The following is an 18,277-nucleotide window of genomic DNA, read 5'->3' as shown; positions in this document are numbered from 1 at the left end:
TCGCGGGGCGGTCCGCCGCCCGGCCCGGATCAGTCGATCGTCAGCCACCTTCCGTCCGTGGCGATTCCCTCCAGCTGCCCGAGCGTGAGCGCCGGAGCCTCGCGTGTCGCGTCGTCCTCCAGGCCGCCGGTGTTGAACGCGCTGACCACCACCCGCCTGCCGTCGGGCCTGATGGTGTCGGCGGTCCGCATGACGACCCCCGAGCCGCTCTTCTCGCCGAGACCCTCGCGCGTGACGACCTTGGTGCCGTCGGGCAGCGTCCTGGCGTCGGCGCCGAAGAGCTCGTCCTCGACATCCGACATGTCGTTCTGGACATTGATCTGGACCATGCTCTTCCCTTTTCCGTCGTCGACGACGACATAGGCGTACTCGGTCTCCTGGCCGCCCGACGAGACGACCTCGACGCCCTCGGGGAGCAGGGAGGTCAGCGTCGAGAGGATCTTCTCGCCGTCGATGCCGACGTCCGGCGTCCCGGGACTCACCGTCGGCTTCCCCGGCTCCGCGCTGATCCGGTCGGCGGCCGTGCGCCACTGTCCGTCGGTGACCAGGTCCTGCAACTGGGCGGTGGTCAGCGGCGGTTCGTCCCTGCTGACCGGCTCGCCCTTCTCGGCCGGGGCGTTCCACTCCTGCACGCCGACGTGCTGCCCCTGCGGAGTGACCAGGTCGGCGCTCCACCGCTTCGTGTCCACCCGCCGGTCGGGATACTCGTAGCCCTGGAAGAGCCTGAGCGCCGAGCCGTCCGACAGCTCGCTCGTCACGCAACTGTCGTAGGGCACCAGCGCCTTGTCGGGGCACGCGGTCGCGTCCTGGGCCGCTGAACCGCCCGGGGTGACCTGGGCGAGGCTGAGGGCGACGGCCGCTCTGCCCCCGCCGTCGTCGTACACGACGTGGGCGAACGGCGGCAGCGGCTCGTCGGTGCCCCGCGACTCCTGGCCGCTGAACTCGCCCTCGGGCAGCAGCGACTGGAGGGCGGCGACGAGTTCGTCACCGGAGATCGGCCCGGTCTCCGGCCAGGTCCCGGGCGAGGTGTTCGGCGAGGTGTCCGGCGAGGTCCGCGCGCTCGCCGCCACGGAGCGCCGGCCGTCCTCGCGCTCGCCGCCATCGGTGGGGACGAACAGCGCACCGCCGAGTCCCGCCAGCGCGACCCCCGCCACACTGCCGACGACGACCGCCCGGCGACGGTGCAGGAGCCTGCGCCCGCGCACCTCTCCGGCGGCGGCCAGCGCGCTCCGGTCCGTGTCGTAGGAGCCGCCCGCCCGGCGCAGCGCCACGCCGATCCGGTCCTCGAAGCGCTCCTCTGGGTCTTCAACGGGCATGACGAACCACCCTCTCCGGGGGTCGATGAGTGTGTGAGTCGGTCGGTGGACGAGTCGGTGCGTGAGAGCAGGGGGGGTGGTGCCGGTTCAGGAGGTGGCGTACTCGTCGAGGGCGTCGCCGAGCAGGACGCGCAGCCGGGCCAGGGCACGGACGCAGCGGGTGCGCACCGCGGCCGAGGTGACGTTCATCGCGTCGGCGGTCTCCTCCACGCTGCGGTCCTCCCAGTAGCGCAGCACGACCACCGCCCGGTCCTTGGCGGACAGCCGGCCGAGCGCCTCGACCAGGGTGAGCCGCAGTGACGTGTCGGTGGCGGCCGACCGCGGGTCGGGGACGTCGGGGAGCACGTCGGTGGCGCGCTCCCCGCTGCTGCGCCGCCGCTGGTGCGCGAGGAAGGTACGGGTGAGGACGGTCTGGGCGTAGCCGGCGGGGTTGTCGGCCCGGGAGACCCGGTGCCAGCTGACGTACAGCCGGCCGAGCGACTCCTGCACCAGGTCCTCGGCGAGATGGGTGTCCCCGCCGGTGAGCAGGCACGCGGAGCGGTACATGTGACCCGCTCGCGCCGCGGCGAACTCCTGGTAGCCCTCCGCCCGGCCCTGTCTCATCCGCCGCCCTCCCCCTGGCTCGCGTACCGTCCTCACCTCTCTGATGCGGTGGGACCCCGGAAATGTTTCACCCGTACGGCGGCGATCTCCACCGGCGGCCTCCGGTGGCCTCCGCGGACCGGCGGTGGGGACGCCGGTGGGGACGCGTTTTCGAGGTCACCCCCAGGTGTAGCGAGCGGGGTGAAGGCGCCCGGCGGTGCCTAGGGTTGATCGTCATGAGGTCAGACTTCGGACTAGCCGCCGCCGTGGCGGCCACCGTCCTCCTCGCCGTGTCCCCGCCCGCGGCGGGCGCGGACGCCGGGCTCGCGGCGGCACCGGCAGGGTGCGCCGAGGGCGGCAGGGACTCCCGGGACCGCTCGTCCGTCCACGAGGGGGAGACCGGTCGGGGGGAGATCCGCTGGGCGGACGGGACGAGGTTCAACGACGCGCTCGCCCACGCGAACAGGGCCTGGTCCGCGGGAGGCCTCGGCCAGGTCGCCATCAGGTCCGCCGGCCGGGGCGCGCCCGTCGAGCTGCGCTGGCGCGACGTGAACCGCACCGGGCCGGGCTGGAAGAACGTCTACGGCAAGTGGACGTCGCAGCCGGGAGCCGACACCATCCAGCTCAACCGGGCCTATCTGGACGGCGGTAGGAGGCGGGGCGACGTCAAGTCCCGCCGGGTGGTGGCCGCGCACGAGCTGGGTCACGCTCTCGGCTTCTGCCACAAGTCGGCCCACCGGTACGCGACGTTGATGGACGCGGACTTCGGGCGGCTCCCCAAGGACGGCAGGCCCACCGCGCAGGACCGCCGGAACTACCACCTGCTCTGGGGCTGAGGTCATGAGGATTACCCGTGTCGCGGCGCTTTCGGCCGTCGCCGCGCTGACGCTGGCGCTCGCCCTGGCCGGTGGCGACTGGAACGGCCGCCGGCACCCGGCCGGCGCGGACGGACGGGCGGACCTCGCGGAGTCCCTCACCGGCTACGATCCCGCCGACGCCGGGCAGGTCGCCGCCACGGCCGACGACGTCTTCGTCGCCGAGGTCCTCGAAACCGCCGGCCGCAGGATCATCGACGACGTCGACTGGGACCTCTACCGGGTGCGGGTCGCCGAGAGCCGCAAGGGCGACCGCGCGGGCACCGTCCGGGTGGCCGTGGAACACGGCGGCCCGCCGCTGGAGTCCGGCGCCGCCTACGTCTTCGCGACCAACCGCTTCCCCCGCCCCGCCGACGGCAACGGCCAGGTGGCCGAGGCGGCTCCCCGGCCCGCCGGGCCCGGCACCTCTCGTACGGCGAGGGCCGCACCCCCGTAGAGGGAGTACGGCCCTCGCCGGCCGGGACCCGCGGACGCCCTGTGGACGTCCGCCGGACCGCTAGGGGAGCGCGTGCACGTGCGGTCCCACCGCGTTGGACCACGCGTTGCCCGCCGAGGCGTCCCAGTTCGTCGACCAGGTCATCGCGCCGCGCAGGTCCGGGTAGGTCCTGGACGGCTTGAAGGTCCCGCAGCCGGTGCCCTTGGTGAGGCAGTCGAGGGCGTTGTTGACGATGGTGGGGGAGACGTAGCCGCTGCCCGCGCCGCTGGTGGAGGCGGGGACACCGAGGCCGACCTGCGAGGGCGCGAGGCCGCCCTCCAACTGGATGCAGGCGAGGGCGGTCAGGAAGTCGACCGAGCCCTGCGAGTACACCTTGCCGTCGCAGCCGAGCATCGAACCGCTGTTGTAGTACTGCATGTTGACGACGGTGAGGATGTCCTTGATGTTCAGCGCCGTCTGGAAGTAGGCGTTGGACGTGGACTGCATGTCGATCGTCTGCGGCGCCATCGTGATGATCAGCGACGGGCCCGCCTTGGCCGAGAGGGACCTCAACGCCTGTGTCATGTAGGTCGCGTTGAGACCGTTCTCCAGGTCGATGTCGACGCCGTCGAAGCCGTACGTCGTCATCAGCGAGTAGACGGAGTTGGCAAAGTTCGTCGCGGACGTCGAGTCGTTGATCGCCACCGTGCCGTTCTGGCCGCCGATGGAGATGATGACCTTCTTGCCCGCGGCCCTCTTGGCGGCGACGTCCGCCTTGAACTGGTCGACGGTGTAGCCGCCGAGGCCGGCCGAGTCGAGGTTGAAGGTGACCGCGCCCGGCGTCCCCGTGGCGTCCGCGAAGGAGACCGCGATGATGTCGTACTGGGACTGGACGGCGGAGATCCGCTGGACCGTCGCGCCGTTGTTGAAGTTCTGCCAGTAGCCCGTCACCGCGTGCTTGGGCAGCGTGCCGCCGCCCCCGCCGCCGGTCGCGGTCGTCGTGCCGGTGACGGTGGCCGACTTCGCCGACTCACCGGCCGCGTTCGTCGCCGTGACCTGGAAGGTGTACGAGGTCGAGGCGGCCAGCGAGGACACGGTCGCCGAGGCGCCGGTCACCGAGAGGACCTTCGTGGCGCCGCGGTAGACGTTGTAGCCGGTCGCGTTCGACACCGCGTTCCAGGCCAGCGAGACGGAGGAGGACGAGGTGGAGGAGACGGCGAGACCGGCCGGGGCCGCGGGGATCGTCGGGGCCGGGTCGGTGCCCCCGCCGCCGTCCGGGCCGAACACCGAGAGGTCGTCGGCGTAGTAGGCGGCCTGTCCGTACCAGCCGTGCGTGTAGACCGTCACCGAGGTCGTCGAGGACCCCGTGGTGAAGGTGGTCGTCAGCTGCTTCCAGGAGGCCGAGTCGGGCGTCCAGGTCGACACGTCCGTCGTACCCGTGCCGGTCACGCCGAGATAGGAGTACCCGCCCTGCACCCAGGCGCTCAGCGTGTACGTCGAGTTGGGCTTGACGGCGACGGCCTGCGTGCACTTCGCGTTGTCCTGCCCGGCCGGCGTGCCCTTCAGCGCGCCCGCGCCGCCGTGCACCGGCGAGGAGACGGTCGAACCGCTGCCGGCGGAACACGTCCAGTTGGCCAGGCCCGATTCGTAGCCGGCGTTCTTCGCGTTGTTGATGTCCGCGGCCGAGGCATCGGTGGCGAGGCCGGCGACGGTGAGGAAAGAGGCGGTGACGGCGGCGGCGAGGAGTCCCGCCCAGGTGCGTCTGCGTCCGGGCATGCCTGATACGCGGTCCACTGGGACCTCCGGTGAGGGGGAGGGATGGGGAGTGGTGCGGGGAGGGGATACGGAACGGTGGCCACCGTCGTGGGGTACAAGGTGGTCCAGACCAATTGGGTTGTCAAGACCTCTGGCGGCCGTCGCGGCTCCCCGGCACCCCCAACACCCCGACCGACGGGCCGAGTTGCGGCATATGCCTTTCACTCTCCGTTGACTCTCCGTTGATCAAGCCCGCACCTTCCGTAAGTTGATCTCGCGAAGTCGGTGTTGAGCGGGGCATGCCGTGGATATGGTGCTGATGCAGGAAGGCGTCACAGTGGCGATCTCTGGCCATATGTGATGGTTCATGGCGAAAAAGGGGCGATCTGGGGCGGTGGTTGACCACTCCGCCGCAGTGAACGGCCCGCCGCAGCGAACGGGGTGTGTGCAGCGTGCCGACCGCGATAGCCGTCACCAGTCCCGACCTGGTGCTCCCACCCCACGACCGGCAGACACCGCCCGCGGTCGTCCAGCCCCTCGACACCCTTGAAAGCTCCCTGCTCGGGATGCACGCACTCATCGAGCAGCACGGCTACGTCATCTCGCTCTCCCCGGCCTCCGCCTCCGACGAGGTGACCCAGCGGCTGCGCACCGTCCGCTCGGTCCTGGAGAGCGACCGCATCGCCCTGCTCGGCATCGACCTGCCACCGCTCGGAGTCGCCCTGCTGGCCCAGCAGTTGAGGCAGCTCTCGGTCTGCGACTTCAGCCCCGGCGTGCTCGCCTCGGCCGCCCGGCTGCTCGCCCACTACATCTACGCGGGCGCCCTGCTCGGCTCGGTCGCCAAGCTCGACCGGATCCCGGTCTCCCTGAAGTCCCACGCCAAGTCGTGGGTGCCGGGCGCCCAGTTCGCCGTACTGGCCAATCCGCGGCCCCAGCTCGTACGCGTCGGCCAGGAGGAGCTGGTGGGGCCCGAGTTCGGCACCCGGCTGCTCACCGCCGCGGGTCAGGCGCCCTCCGACTGGGTCACCGAGACGCTCGCGCCCGCCTGGCGGGTGCAGGGCGTCTCGAACGTACCGCTGCCCAAGGAGTCGGCCCGCTGGTGGGGGACCGGCAAACTCGTCGAGTTCGCCGCGGGGCTGTACGACGTGTCCGTGCTCTACCAGCTCGTGTCGTCCGTCCGGCGGGAACAGTGCCACTGGTGCGGGCTCGAACTCATCGGTGACCGCTGCGGGTTCTGCGCGGCGCCACTGTCGCCGCCTTCGTCGTCCCAGCCGGTCCCGGCGTCGTCCTCGGCGTCCTCGTCGCGCTCGGTGACCCGGTCGTCGCTGTCGGCACCTTCATCTTCATCCGAGCTTCCGGCCCCCGCCGCGCGGGCAGCCTCTCCTGTGCGCGCCCTGCCCCCGGGCGCCACGTAAGCACCGCCGAGCAACGCCAGGTACGACCGCTCGACCCCGCCGTCTCCACCCCACGATCGAGGTTGTCCGGATCATGAACTCACGCCAGCGCCGCGGCGTCATCCTGCTGGTCCTCTCGGCCCTGTGCGCCATGGGCGCCTTCGCCGGAGTGCTCTCGGTGATCCGCGACGTGAACTCCAAGGTCGGTCCGGAGGTGGCGGCGTACCGCCTGAAGGATGACATCGCGCCCTATAAGGACCTGTCGGCCGACCAGTTCGAGAAGGTCGAGATGCCCGAGCGGTGGCTGTCGTCCACGGCCGTCACCGACCTCTCCCAGATCCGCGGCAAGATCGCGGTCACCCAGCTGGAGAAGGGCTCGCTGCTCCAGACCGACATGATCGTGGACCGGCCGGCGCTGGAGACGGGCCAGCAGGAGATCGCGATCCTGATCGACGCGTCGACCGGTGTCGCGGGCAAGATCAACCCCGGTTCGCGGGTCAACATCTACGCCACCTTCGAGGCCGACGACGCCGACGGTGTCGACCAGTCCAAGGTCATCGTGGCGAACGCCCGTGTCATCGACGTCGGCAAGATCACCGCCCTGGACCCGGGCCAGTCCAGCGCCGACCGCAGCAGGACGGCCACCCAGGCCGTGCCCATCACCTTCGCGCTCAGCACGGCGGACGCCCAACGCGTCGCGTTCGCCGAGTCGTTCGCCGAACACGTCCGGCTGGCCCTGGTGGCCGGCGGCTCGGACATCACCGTCGCTCCCGGCGACCGCACGTACACCCTCGACGAGGACAAGTAGGAGGCCGGGCATGACGACCAGGAGGCCGGGCGTGGTATCCGAGGCGTCGCGTGCGACGACCGCGAAGGCGACGCGGGCGAACCCGCGGACGGGGTGGGCGACCGTCGGGACGGTGCGGGGAGCACCGCTGGTGGTGCCGGGGGCCGCCGGGACGGCGTTGGCGGCACCGCTGATGACGACGGCGGGGACCGTCAGGACGGCGTCGGTGTCGGCGACCGCGGACCAGGCCGTGACGACGAGTCGTAGGTGCGTCCGATGACCATCAGAATCCTGCCGGCCGTCGGCGACATAGACTCCGCCCGCGCGCTCACCACCCTGCTGAGCCAGCTCGCCGACGCCGAACCGGCCCCGCCGGTCCCCGACTCGACGGCCCTCCTCGACACCCTCGCGCGTCTCGCCGCGGAGTCCCTCGACGAGCTGCCCGAGGTCGTCCTCGTCCACGAACGGATAGGCCCCGTACCGGCGTTGGAGCTGATCCGGGACGTCGTGATGCGCTTCCCCGCGGTCGGCGTGGTCCTCGTCACCTCCGACACCGGCAGCGGCGTGCTCACCGCCGCCATGGACTCCGGCGCCCGCGGCATCGTCGGCCTGCCGCTGGGCTACGACTCCCTGGCGGAACGCGTCCAGGCCGCCGCCGCCTGGTCGCTCGGCATGCGCCGCCATCTGGTCAGCGGCACACCGGAGTTGTACGCCGGACCTGGCGGCACCGTCGTCACGGTGACCGGCGCCAAGGGCGGTGTCGGCGCGACCGTCACCGCCGTACAACTCGCCCTGGCCGCAAGGGCGTCGGGACGCGAGGTGGCCCTGGTCGACCTGGACCTCCAGTCCGGCGACGTGGCCTCCTACCTCGACGTCCAGTTCCGCAGGTCGATCGCCGACCTCGCCGGGATCAGCGACATCAACCCCCGGGTGCTCCAGGACGCCGTCTATGTCCACGACACCGGACTCGGCCTGCTCCTCGCCCCCTCCGAGGGCGAGCGCGGCGAGGAGGTCACCGACCGGGTGGCCCGCCAGGTCCTGGGCACCCTGCGCTCCCGCAACGACGTGGTGATCGTCGACTGCGGCTCGCAGATGAACTCCGCGACCGCCGCCGCCATCGAGATGGCCGACCACGCGCTGCTGCTGGTCACCCCCGACGTCATCGCCGTCCGCGCCGCCAAACGCATGATCCGCATGTGGGACCGCCTCCAGATCCGCAAGGCCGAGGAGACGACCACCGTCGTCAACCGTTTCAGCCGCGGTACGGAGATCCAGCCCTCCCTCGTCGAGCGCGTCACCGGCACCAGGGTCGCCCGCGCCGCCGTACCCGCCGCCTTCAAGGAACTCCAGTCCGTCGTCGACGCGGGCCGCCTCCAGGACCTCGACGCCCGCTCGACGGTGAAGCAGGCGCTGTGGGCGCTGGCCGGCGAACTCGGTCTCGTCGTCGGCCAGGAGGGCGGCGGCGGTGGCAGGCGGCGCAAGGCCCAGCCGACCGACCGGGGCGCGCTGGTGCTCCGCCGCAAGGGCAACGACCGAGGAGCGGTCACCCTCGAATTCGCCGGTATGTTCCCGCTGTTGCTCGTCGTGATGACCATCCTCTGGCAGTGCGTGCTGTACGGCTACTCGTACTCCCTCGCCGGGAACGCGGCGGACGAGGCGGCACGGGCGGCCACCGCGGCGTACGCCGACGGCGACTGGAACGGCGCCTGCCAGGCCGCCGGGAGCGAGCATCTGCCGAACGCCTGGAGCGGCGCCACGATCGGCTGCGCTCCGGGTGGCTCGCTGATGACGGCCGACGTGAGCGTCCAAGTGCCGTTGTTCTTCCCCGGGTTCGACGCCGGGTGGACCGTGCGGGGGAAGGCGGGTGCGGCGTTGGAGGGTGATGACGGATGAGGCTTCCCGTGCGATTGCGGGGCCTGCGGGTCCGTGGCCTGCGGGCCCCGGACCCGAGCGCCCGGGGCCTCAGGCATCGGCTCCGTCACGACGACCGAGGCGTCTCCATCCTGGAGTTCGTCGGGTTCCTGCCCATCCTGCTGGTGGTGGGAATGGCCGCGATCCAACTGGGACTCATCGGCTACGGCATCAACCAGGCGGGCACCGGGGCGCGAGCCGCCGCCCGGGTCGCCTCGCAGGACGGCGACGGCAACGGGGCCGGCCAGGCCGCCGTGAGCGGGTGGCTCAACCCCGTCGTCTCGGCGGCCGAGGGCCCCGACCTCACCACCGCCAGCGTCTCCGTCACCGTCCCCTCCGTCATCCCCCTCTTCGACGACGTGTCCGTGACGCGCGAAGCGACCATGCCCACCGACGACTGACCGCTCGTACGAGAGGAGCCGAAGCCATGAGCCTGCGTTCCCGTATCGCCGCCGCCCCCGACGAGGGAGGGCCTGCCCGTGAGGACGGACACCTCGTCGCCGTCTACCGGGCCAAACTCCTTGAGGAGATCGACCTCGCGGAGATGTCGAGCCTCGCGGCGGCCGAACGCCGCTCGCGGCTGGAACGCGTCCTGGGCCACATCATCAGCCGCGAAGGCCCGGTCCTCTCCTCCGCCGAACGCTCGCAGCTGATCCGCCGGGTCGTCGACGAGGCACTCGGACTCGGCGTCCTGGAACCGCTGCTCGCCGACGCGTCGATCACCGAGATCATGGTCAACGGCCCCGACTCGATCTTCGTGGAGCGAGCGGGACGCGTGGAGCAGCTCCCGCTCCGCTTCGCCTCCAACGACCAGCTCATGCAGACCATCGAGCGGATCGTCTCGACCGTCAACAGGCGTGTGGACGAGTCGAATCCGATGGTCGATGCCCGCCTTCCCACCGGCGAGCGCGTCAACGTCATCATCCCGCCGCTCGCCCTCACCGGCCCGACCCTCACGATCCGCCGCTTCCCCCGGGCGTTCACCCTGCCGGAGCTGATCGGCCTCGGGTCGCTCGACGAGCAGATGCTCATGCTCCTCGCGGCCTTCGTGCGGGCCCGTTTCAACGTCATCGTCAGCGGCGGCACCGGCAGCGGCAAGACGACCCTGCTGAACGCGCTGTCCGGGCTCATCCCGTCGCACGAACGCATCATCACCATCGAGGACTCGGCGGAACTCCAGCTCCAGCAGGAGCATGTGATCCGCCTGGAGTCCCGACCTCCGAACGTCGAGGGCAAGGGGCAGGTCACCATCCGGGACCTGGTCCGCAACTCCCTGCGCATGCGCCCCGACCGCATCATCGTCGGTGAGGTCCGCGGCGGCGAGACGCTCGACATGCTCCAGGCCATGTCGACGGGCCACGACGGCTCGCTCGCCACGGTCCACTCCAACTCCGCCGAGGACGCGTTGATGCGCCTCCAGACCCTCGGCTCCATGTCCGAGGTGCAGATCCCCTTCGAGGCGCTGAAGGACCAGATCAACTCGGCCGTCGAGGTCGTCGTCCAGCTCTCCCGGCACGCCGACGGCTCCCGCAAGGTCACGGAGATCGCGCTGCTGGTCTCGCACGGCCGCGAACAGTTCCGCATCGCGCCCGCCACCCGTTTCGTCCCCCGTCCCGTCGGCCCCGACCGGGTCGTCCACGGCTACTTCGAGCACCTCCCGCTCCCGCGCTCGGTCGCGGAGAAGCTGTACGTCGCGGGCGAGTCGCTGCCGCCCGCCTTCGGCGTGGCCGAGGGCTACGACGTGCTGAACACCAGGCAGGCCATCGGATGAGGCCCGTGATCACCTTCAGGAGGTGTGAGCCATGAACAACTCCGTCCCGCTCGCCCTCGGCGCGACGGTGCTGTGCGGCACACTCGCCGTCGCGGGCGTCCACGCGTACGTCTCCGGACGCGCCCAGCGCCAGGCACTGGTGGAGCGGCTCTCCAGCACTGGCCCACTGCGCACCGCCGCGGGCCGCGTACGCCGCTTCGCGGGTGTCGACCGGCGCCTGCGCCGTACCCGGGTCGGCCGCTCGATCCATCTGCGGCTCTCGGCAACCGGACTCGACCTGACGGCAGGGGAGTTCTTCACCTACGTGACGGCCGTCGTGGTGGCGCTCTGGCTGATCGCGGCGGCGACCCTGGCCCCCTTCTTCGGCCCGATCGCCGCCCTCCTGGGCGTCTGGGGCGCGGCCGTCTTCCTCAACTGGCAGCGCCAGAAGAGGATCGAGGCCTTCATCAGCCAACTCCCCGACGTGGCACGCCTGCTGGCCAACGCGACGGCGGCGGGACTGGCGCTGCGCACCGCCCTGGCGATGGCGGCGGAGGAGCTGGAGGCCCCGGCGGGCGAGGAACTCGCACATGTGGCGGACCAGTTGACGATGGGCAGGACGGTCGAGGACGCCCTCGCCGAACTCTCCGAACGCCTCCCGTCGCGCGAGCTGATCGTCCTGGTCACCACCCTGGTGCTGGCCAACAAGGCGGGCGGGTCGGTCGTCAGCTCGCTGCGCAACCTCACCCAGACCCTGGAGGACCGCAAGGAGACCCGCCGCGAGGTCCGCACCATGCTCTCCGAGGTCAACGCCACCGCCTTCACCGTCCCGTTCCTGGGCATCGGCTCACTCGTGCTGATCAACTCCTCGAACGAGGGTGCCCTGGCCCGCGTCACCGGATCCCCCCTCGGCCAGGGCCTGGTGCTGCTGTCCCTGAGCCTCTACACCGTCGGCTTCTTCGTCATCCGCCGTCTCGGCAAGATCGAAGTATGAGGGAGGGATGACGTTGCTGCCGCTGCTGCTCGCCCTCGTCATGGCCGCCTCGATCGCGGGCGTCCTGCTGGGCATCCGCATGATCCGGGCCGACGCCAAACTGCCCTCCGACCTCGTGCTCGCCCTGGAGGTCGGCGCGACCCGCGTCTCCAAGGCGGACTCGGCCGTCGACCGCCTCGGCATGCGCTTCGCCCCCTCGGTGCTGCGCCTGATGGGCCCGCGCCGCGTCGACGCCAAACGCCGCCGCATCGACATGGCGGGCAACCCCGGCGGCCTGACCCTCAACCGCTACGCGGCCCGCCGGGCGGTGTACGGCATCTTCGGCGTCGTCCTCGCCTTCGTCTTCCTCTCCAACGGCCAGCTCCTCTTCGCCGTACTGACCCTGGCCTTCGGCCTGATGGCCGCCGACGCGCTGATCTGGCAGGCCGTCCGCGAGCGCAAGGAGGTCATCGACCGCACCCTCCCCGACTTCCTCGACGTCCTCGCGGTCGTCGTCTCGGCGGGCCTCGGCTTCCGGCAGGCCCTGGACCGCGTCGCCGAGAAGTACGAGGGTCCCTGGGCGGACGAACTGCGCATCACCCTGCGCCAGATGGACGTCGGCGTCAGCCGCCGCCAGGCCTTCGACGAACTGCGCAGGCGCAACTCCTCCGAGCAGGTCGCCCAGTTCGTCTCCGCCCTGCAACAGGGCGAGGAACTCGGCTCCCCGATCGCCGACACCCTCATCCAGCTCGCCAACGACATGCGGCGGACCGACGCCCAGAACGCCCGCCGCCGCGCCGCGAAGACCATCCCCAAGGCGACGATGGTCACCCTCGTCTTCATGCTCCCCGCCACGATGATCCTGATCGCGGCAGGCATGTTCCTCGGGTCGGGCACCGACTTCGGCTCGATCCTGGGCCGATGATGACCATGAGGCTGACACGGCTGCGGGTGGGGGGCGCCGGGCGCCGGGGGGCGGGGCGCCGGGGTGCCTGGCCCAGGGGTGCCTGGCTCAGGGGTGCCTGGCCCGGGGGTGCCGAGCCCAGGGGCACGGGGCTCGGGGGTGTCGGGCGCGAGGGTGTCGGAGTCGAACGCGTCGGGCGCGAGGATGTCGGAGCAGCCGAAGGCGCCGGGCTCAGCGGCGCCGGGCCTGACGCCGCGGGGGGTAGGGACGCCGGGACCGACGCCGGGACCAGAGGTGCGGGGCGGGAAGAGATCCGGCACCGGGACGCGTGGGCGGGCGCGGGCTGGCCCACCGGCACGGGTGCCGGTTACCTCGCGGACGACGCGCCGCCCCCCGGCAGCGTCCGCCTCCAGCTGAACGCCCTCCAGGCCCTCTGCCGCCAGGCCTTCGCCGTACGCCTCGTGGCCATCGCGATCGGCGCCCCCGTGGCGATGGCCAACACGGCCGACGGGCCGCCCCGTTACGCCGTACTGGCTGCCGCCGTCCTCGGCGTCATGGGCTCGTACGCCATGCTGCGCGACTGGGACCGCTTCGGCCCCCGCCTCCTGGCCCACCCCACCCTCATGGCCGTCGACCTCGGCTTCGGCGCGATCCTGCTCCTGACCGCGTCCCCGGCCTCCCCCCTCGCCTACGCGACGGTCTGCACCCCACTCCTGGCCGGCCTCCTGTACGGCTGGCGCGGCTCGGGCGTCTTCACCGGCCTGCAACTGATCGTCCTGCTTCTGGTGTTCCGGGCCTGGGAGCACCATCCGGGAGCAGGCGCCAACACCCTTCTCATCGCGGGCTTCTGCGTCGGCGCCGGCATCATCGGCGTCACCCTGCGCAACCTGATGTTCCGCTTCGGTACGGCGAGCCAGGCACTGTCCGAGGCGACCTCCCGGCTGGCCGTCGCGGAGGCCGTGGAGTCCGAACGGGCCCGCCTCGCAAGGGAGATGCACGACTCGGTCGCGAAGACCCTGCACGGCCTGGCCCTGGCGGCGGAGGCCCTGGCGGCCTCGGCCGACGCCTCGGCCAACGCGTCCGCGAACGCGTCCGCGAACGAGTCCGTGGAGGCCTCGGACAGGGCGCACGGGCAGGAGGACCGGAAAGTCCCGGATGTCTCCGAGGCGAACGCGCTGAAGGCGCTCAAGGGCCAGGCGACGACGGTGGCGGACGCGGCACGCAGAGCGGCGGCGGAGTCACGCGCACTCCTGTCGGACCTGCGCCACCACACGGACCTCGTCACCGAACTCGCCGTACGCATCGCGGACTTCGAGTCGCACACCCGGATCAGGACCTCCCTGAACCACAAGGGCGGCCGTTGCCCGTCGCTCCCCGACACCACGGCCCACCACGTCCTGGCGATCGTCTCCGAGGCGCTGGAGAACACCCACCGCCACGCGGACGCGAAGCGCGTCACCATCGAACTGGAAGCCTCCGACACCGACCTCACGATCCGCGTCCAGGACGACGGACGGGGCCTGCCCGCCGCCGCCACGCTCCAGGACGCGGCGAAAACCGGCCACTTCGGCCTGCTGGGCATGACGGAACGGGCCGCCACCCTGAACGCCCGCATCCACCTGGGCCCGTCCCCGCAGGGAGGCGCGGAGGTAGCCGTGACCCTCCCCGTCGCCGCCCCCGTCACGCCCCGCGCCCCCTCACCCCCCAGACAGGAGGCCGCACATGCCTGACCAGGCACTCCCCGGCCCGCCGCCCCTGCGCGTACTCGTGGCCGACGACAACCCGGTCGTCCGGGCCGGCCTCACCGCGCTGCTCGGCGGCCACCCGGACATCGAGGTCGTGGCGGCGGCCGCGGACGGTGACGAGGCCCTCGCCCTCGCCGCCCGGCTCGCCCCGGACCTCGTACTCCTCGACGTCCGCATGCCCGGCACCGACGGCCTGACCGCTCTGCCCGGCCTCGCCCGGATCGCCCCCGTGATGATGCTGACGTACAGCCGCGAACCCGAGGTCGTGGCGGAGGCGATGCGCCGGGGCGCGACGGGGTATCTGGTCCACGGCGAGTTCACTGTCGTCGAACTGGTCACAGCCGTGCGGAACTTGAGGCACGGCACGCCCACTTTCACGAAATCACTCGGTGTTTCGTACGAACCGAACAAAAACTCTTCGCACCTGCAACCTTTTGTGGGACAGTCGTCAAAGGCTCGACCCACGCTCGCGACGGGGATCCGCCGTCGCATCCCCGACCAACCCGAATTCGGCCTCAGCTCAAGGGAGGTGGAGGTGATGGACCTCATCGCTACCGGCATGAGCAACCGCCAGATCGCCGCCACCTGCTTCATCAGCGAGAAGACCGTCAAGAACCACATCAACCGCATCTTCGCAAAGCTGCACAGCACTTCGCGCAGCGAAGCGATCGCCCACTGGCTGGGCACGGCGCGGGAGGGGTGGACCGGATGACCCCAAGACGGTCCCCACTGCACGGAAGTTGGGCCCCCGGGCCCACTCGCAGTAGGCGTGTTCTCACGTACGGTGCTCGGGTTGACAGTTGTGACGTGGTCCGGGAGGGCAGTGACGATGAGCAGGTTCGACAGGTGGAAGCGGACCGTTGTCTCCCGGATGTGGGGCGAGCGGCGAGACGCCGGGGCGGGGTTCGTGGAGTACGCGGGCCTTCTGATTATCATCGCGGGGATCTTCACGTTGGTCGACAGCCTCGGGCTGGACAACCTGATCTCCACCGCGATCCTCAACGCGGTCAACGACGTCATCGGCGGCTGAGTGCCGTACGACCGCCTGACGACCGGGGTCAGACTCTTCCCATCTACATCTGGCTGACGGCGATCCTGCTCTTTGCCGCGCTGGCCTTCTTCGTGTTCGCCCAAGCAGCGTCCGCCCGCAATGGAGCTCAGTCCGCGGCGGACGCTGCGGCGTTGGCGGCGGCGCAGGAGGCGCGGGACGAGATCGTGGACGAGCTGGGTGCCGCCATAGGCCAGGAGGACGACTGGCTGGACTGGCTTGACGGCGACCTGGACCCCGTGGGTACGGGAGCCGCGGCGGCGGCTCAGGCATTGGCCGCGGAGAACGACTCGACCGTCCAGGACGTGCAGTTCGTCACGGTGAACGGCTTTCCCGGGTTCCGGGCTGCCATCCAGACCAACTACGCGGTCGGTGATTCGATCATCCCCGGCACGGAGGGTATGCAGGCCGGCGCCCATGCCGTCGCCGTCATCAAACCGCGGTGCGATTTCGATCTGGATGCGGATCCCGAGAATCCTGTCGAACTGGATTGTGACGGCGAGATCGTGGACATCGATCCCGGAGATTTCGATCCGATCGACCTCCCGGACGCGTCCGTGCTGTTCTCTGTGCATCTGGCCGAGTGAGAGGAAGCCGTACCGATGGACTTTCGGCACACCATGAAGGGCCGCAGGGCGCTGAGCGCGGTGGCGATCGCGACTGGGCTGCTCCTCACGGTGGCCGGTTGCGGTGGGAGCGACGACGGCCAGTCCGACAAGGGCGCCTCGTCCTCCCAATCCTCCTCGGCGCCCAGCAAGAGCACCGAGGACGGCGGAGACGAGTCGACGGAAACGGCGGACACGGTACTCGCCGAGGTCAAGGGGGAGAACGGCCTGACCCTCGCCGTCACTTCCGCCGTGCGGGACGAGGGAGGCTTCGTGACCATCGAGGGGACGGTCACGAACAACACGGACGGCATCTGGATCGCGGGGAACTGGCGCGGTGACGAACGCGAGTTGTCCAAGAACGGCGCCTCGATCGCCGGCGCTGTCCTGATCGACCAGAAGGGCAAGAAGAAGTACCTCATCCTCCGGGACACCTCCGGCCGCTGCCTGTGCACCCAGTTCACCGGCGGCGTTCAACAGGGCGCGACCACGCAGTGGTTCGCCCAGTTCCCGGCGCCTCCCTCGGACACCACCGAGGTCGACTTCCAGGTCGGCGGAATGCCCCCCGCCTCCGTCCAACTCACCGAGGGCGAGTAACCATGGCCCTCCCACCCCGCACCGCAGCGACGACGTTCACCGCCCTGGTCGTACTGGCCACGCTGAGTCTCACCGGGACCCCGGCGGATGCCGACGAAGGGGACCCGAGTGCTCCGCCGGGCAGTGTGACCACCTCGCCGCCTCCCGAAGTCGACCCCAACAGCCCGGGGTTGAAGCTCGCGGACGGCGGGACGCTGGCTCCGGCCAAGGTGCTGGACATCAAGTCGGTCGTGGAGGATCTCGGCGGTGAGGAGCGCCGGGAGGACACCAACTCGGACGTGAGCTTCGCGTTGCAGGCGGAGGTCCTGTTCCCCAAGGACAGCTCGAAACTGAACCCCGAGGCCCGTTCCCGTATCCAGGCGATCGCGGACGAGATCGAGGCCCAGAACGCGACGACCGTCCGGGTCTTCGGCTTCACCGACAACCTCGGCTCGTACGGCCACGGCCTCACCCTCTCCAAGAACCGCGCGGAGATGGTCCACGACCAACTGGCCTCGTTCCTCGGCTCGACGGACGTGACCTTCGAGGTCCGCGGCTACAGCGAGGACTACCCGATCGCGGACAACACCTCGGAGCAGGGCCGCCGCAAGAACCGGCGCGTCGAGGTGACGTTCCCGCGCGGATCGGCCGGCGAACAGGGCTGACCGGCACGGCGACCACGACGGCCTGACGGGCAAAGCGGTTGCCCCCCGGGACAACCGCAGGTAAGAAGGCCCTATGACTGGACTCGGCGCGGTGTTCCGTCCTCAACTGCCCCCCGAACGCCTGCGTGCCGTGGCGCGCGCGGCGGAGGAGGCGGGCCTTGAGGAACTCTGGCTGTGGGAGGACTGCTTCCTCGAAGGGGGCATCTCGACGGCGGCGGCCGCGCTCGCCTGGACCGACCGGCTGCGCGTCGGCGTCGGCCTGCTCCCCGTCCCTCTGCGCAACGTCGCCGTCACAGCGATGGAGACCGCCACCCTGCACCGGCTGTTCCCGGGCCGCGCGATCCTTGGCGTCGGCCACGGCGTACAGGACTGGATGGGACAGGTCGGGGCGCGGGCCGAATCCCCCGTGACCCTGCTGCACGAGTACCTCGACGCGTTGCGCGCGCTGTTGCGCGGGGAGCGGGTCAGCACGGACGGGCGGTACGTGAAGCTCGACGGTGTCGCCCTCGACTGGCCGCCCACCGAGGTGCCGGAGGTTCTCACCGGCGCCACAGGGCCCCGTACGCTCCGGCTCTCCGGCGAGGCGGCGGACGGCACCATCCTCACCGCCGCCACCGCACCGGAAGGGGTACGGCGGGCGCGCCTGCTCATCGACGAGGGGCGGGCGCGCGCCGGGCGGACCGATGCCCACCGCGTGGTCGTCTACCTGCACGCGGCCACCGGTGCCGACGCGGACGCCCGGCTGCGCGCCGAGATCGAGGCCGGGGGAGAGGCCGCGCTGCCCGAGCACGGAGTCGCCGGTGACGCGGACGTGGTCGCCAAGGCCGTCCAGCGCCTCGCGGACGCCGGGGCCGACACCGTCATCCTCCAGCCGACCGCCGACGAACCCGATCCCGAGGGGTTCGTACGCTTCGTGGCCGACGAGGTGCGACCGCTGGTCCCCTGACGGCCGGTCCCCTGACAGCCGGCCCGATTG

Annotated in this window: 19 protein-coding genes; 16 read left to right on the top strand and 3 right to left on the bottom strand. The window is 71.1% G+C overall.

Annotation, left to right across the window (positions count from 1 at the left end):
• Positions 1-29 precede the first annotated feature (29 nt).
• Entirely contained in the window at positions 30-1,316 is a 1,287-nt protein-coding gene (locus tag ACIP79_RS10375) for a hypothetical protein (protein WP_401221780.1), read from the bottom strand.
• An 87-nt stretch (positions 1,317-1,403) separates the two neighbouring features.
• Positions 1,404-1,919, bottom strand: a complete 516-nt coding sequence (locus ACIP79_RS10370; RefSeq protein ID WP_401221778.1) for a SigE family RNA polymerase sigma factor — start codon at positions 1,917-1,919, stop codon at positions 1,404-1,406.
• Positions 1,920-2,134: 215 nt separating this feature from the next.
• Between ACIP79_RS10370 and ACIP79_RS10365 the strand changes: the two genes are divergently transcribed.
• Both ACIP79_RS10365 and ACIP79_RS10360 read left to right on the top strand, forming a co-directional pair.
• Entirely contained in the window at positions 2,135-2,734 is a 600-nt protein-coding gene (locus ACIP79_RS10365) for a hypothetical protein (RefSeq protein WP_401221776.1), read from the top strand.
• A gap of 4 nt (positions 2,735-2,738) precedes the next feature.
• Complete coding sequence (locus ACIP79_RS10360) at positions 2,739-3,209, top strand: hypothetical protein (RefSeq protein WP_401221774.1); 471 nt, start codon at positions 2,739-2,741, stop codon at positions 3,207-3,209.
• Positions 3,210-3,269: 60 nt separating this feature from the next.
• Here ACIP79_RS10360 and ACIP79_RS10355 read toward each other — a convergent pair whose 3' ends face one another.
• Positions 3,270-4,964 carry a chitinase gene (locus ACIP79_RS10355; RefSeq protein WP_387187541.1) on the bottom strand — a complete coding sequence of 565 codons (1,695 nt, stop codon included), beginning with the start codon at positions 4,962-4,964 and terminating at the stop codon, positions 3,270-3,272.
• A 431-nt stretch (positions 4,965-5,395) separates the two neighbouring features.
• Here ACIP79_RS10355 and ACIP79_RS10350 point away from each other — a divergent pair, with 431 nt between their 5' ends.
• From ACIP79_RS10350 to ACIP79_RS10285, 14 genes are all read left to right on the top strand, one after another.
• The gene (locus ACIP79_RS10350) at positions 5,396-6,358 is read left to right on the top strand and encodes a hypothetical protein (protein WP_383680827.1); all 963 of its coding nucleotides are present in this window, start codon (positions 5,396-5,398) and stop codon (positions 6,356-6,358) included.
• Between the two features lie 73 nt (positions 6,359-6,431).
• The gene (gene cpaB / locus ACIP79_RS10345) at positions 6,432-7,145 is read left to right on the top strand and encodes a Flp pilus assembly protein CpaB (protein WP_401221771.1); all 714 of its coding nucleotides are present in this window, start codon (positions 6,432-6,434) and stop codon (positions 7,143-7,145) included.
• 255 nt (positions 7,146-7,400) lie between these two features.
• Positions 7,401-9,017 carry a CpaE family protein gene (locus ACIP79_RS10340; RefSeq protein WP_401221769.1) on the top strand — a complete coding sequence of 539 codons (1,617 nt, stop codon included), beginning with the start codon at positions 7,401-7,403 and terminating at the stop codon, positions 9,015-9,017.
• Positions 9,014-9,436, top strand: a complete 423-nt coding sequence (locus tag ACIP79_RS10335; RefSeq protein WP_401221767.1) for a TadE/TadG family type IV pilus assembly protein — start codon at positions 9,014-9,016, stop codon at positions 9,434-9,436. Before ACIP79_RS10340 ends, ACIP79_RS10335 begins: the two co-directional genes overlap by 4 nt.
• 26 nt (positions 9,437-9,462) lie before the next feature.
• Positions 9,463-10,806: a CpaF family protein gene (locus tag ACIP79_RS10330; RefSeq protein WP_401221766.1), complete on the top strand. Its 1,344-nt coding sequence runs from the start codon at positions 9,463-9,465 to the stop codon at positions 10,804-10,806.
• A gap of 31 nt (positions 10,807-10,837) precedes the next feature.
• Complete coding sequence (locus ACIP79_RS10325; protein WP_383680819.1) at positions 10,838-11,779, top strand: type II secretion system F family protein; 942 nt, start codon at positions 10,838-10,840, stop codon at positions 11,777-11,779.
• Between the two features lie 7 nt (positions 11,780-11,786).
• Positions 11,787-12,683: a DUF5936 domain-containing protein gene (locus ACIP79_RS10320; protein WP_401221763.1), complete on the top strand. Its 897-nt coding sequence runs from the start codon at positions 11,787-11,789 to the stop codon at positions 12,681-12,683.
• Positions 12,680-14,392, top strand: a complete 1,713-nt coding sequence (locus ACIP79_RS10315) for a sensor histidine kinase (protein ID WP_401221761.1) — start codon at positions 12,680-12,682, stop codon at positions 14,390-14,392. The genes ACIP79_RS10320 and ACIP79_RS10315 overlap by 4 nt, the downstream gene beginning before the upstream one ends.
• Positions 14,385-15,119, top strand: coding sequence for a response regulator (locus tag ACIP79_RS10310; RefSeq protein WP_401221759.1), 735 nt, complete (start codon positions 14,385-14,387; stop codon positions 15,117-15,119). Before ACIP79_RS10315 ends, ACIP79_RS10310 begins: the two co-directional genes overlap by 8 nt.
• A 117-nt stretch (positions 15,120-15,236) precedes the next feature.
• On the top strand, positions 15,237-15,437 hold the full coding sequence (locus ACIP79_RS10305) for a hypothetical protein (protein ID WP_401222112.1): 201 nt from the start codon (positions 15,237-15,239) through the stop codon (positions 15,435-15,437).
• A complete protein-coding gene (locus ACIP79_RS10300) occupies positions 15,434-16,042 on the top strand; it encodes a pilus assembly protein TadG-related protein (protein ID WP_401222110.1) in 609 nt (202 codons plus the stop codon). The genes ACIP79_RS10305 and ACIP79_RS10300 overlap by 4 nt, the downstream gene beginning before the upstream one ends.
• Before the next feature lie 15 nt (positions 16,043-16,057).
• The gene (locus ACIP79_RS10295; protein WP_401221757.1) at positions 16,058-16,657 is read left to right on the top strand and encodes a hypothetical protein; all 600 of its coding nucleotides are present in this window, start codon (positions 16,058-16,060) and stop codon (positions 16,655-16,657) included.
• 2 nt (positions 16,658-16,659) lie between these two features.
• Positions 16,660-17,301: an OmpA family protein gene (locus tag ACIP79_RS10290; RefSeq protein WP_383680810.1), complete on the top strand. Its 642-nt coding sequence runs from the start codon at positions 16,660-16,662 to the stop codon at positions 17,299-17,301.
• Between the two features lie 73 nt (positions 17,302-17,374).
• On the top strand, positions 17,375-18,247 hold the full coding sequence (locus tag ACIP79_RS10285) for an LLM class flavin-dependent oxidoreductase (protein WP_401221755.1): 873 nt from the start codon (positions 17,375-17,377) through the stop codon (positions 18,245-18,247).
• The last annotated feature ends 30 nt before the right edge of the window (positions 18,248-18,277 follow it).

It is taken from the genome of Streptomyces sp. NPDC088747 (assembly GCF_044751025.1).
In the GTDB taxonomy this organism is placed as follows: domain Bacteria; phylum Actinomycetota; class Actinomycetes; order Streptomycetales; family Streptomycetaceae; genus Streptomyces.
Note: the sequence above shows the minus strand (reverse complement) of the source record. Positions and strands in the feature narration are given on the sequence as shown.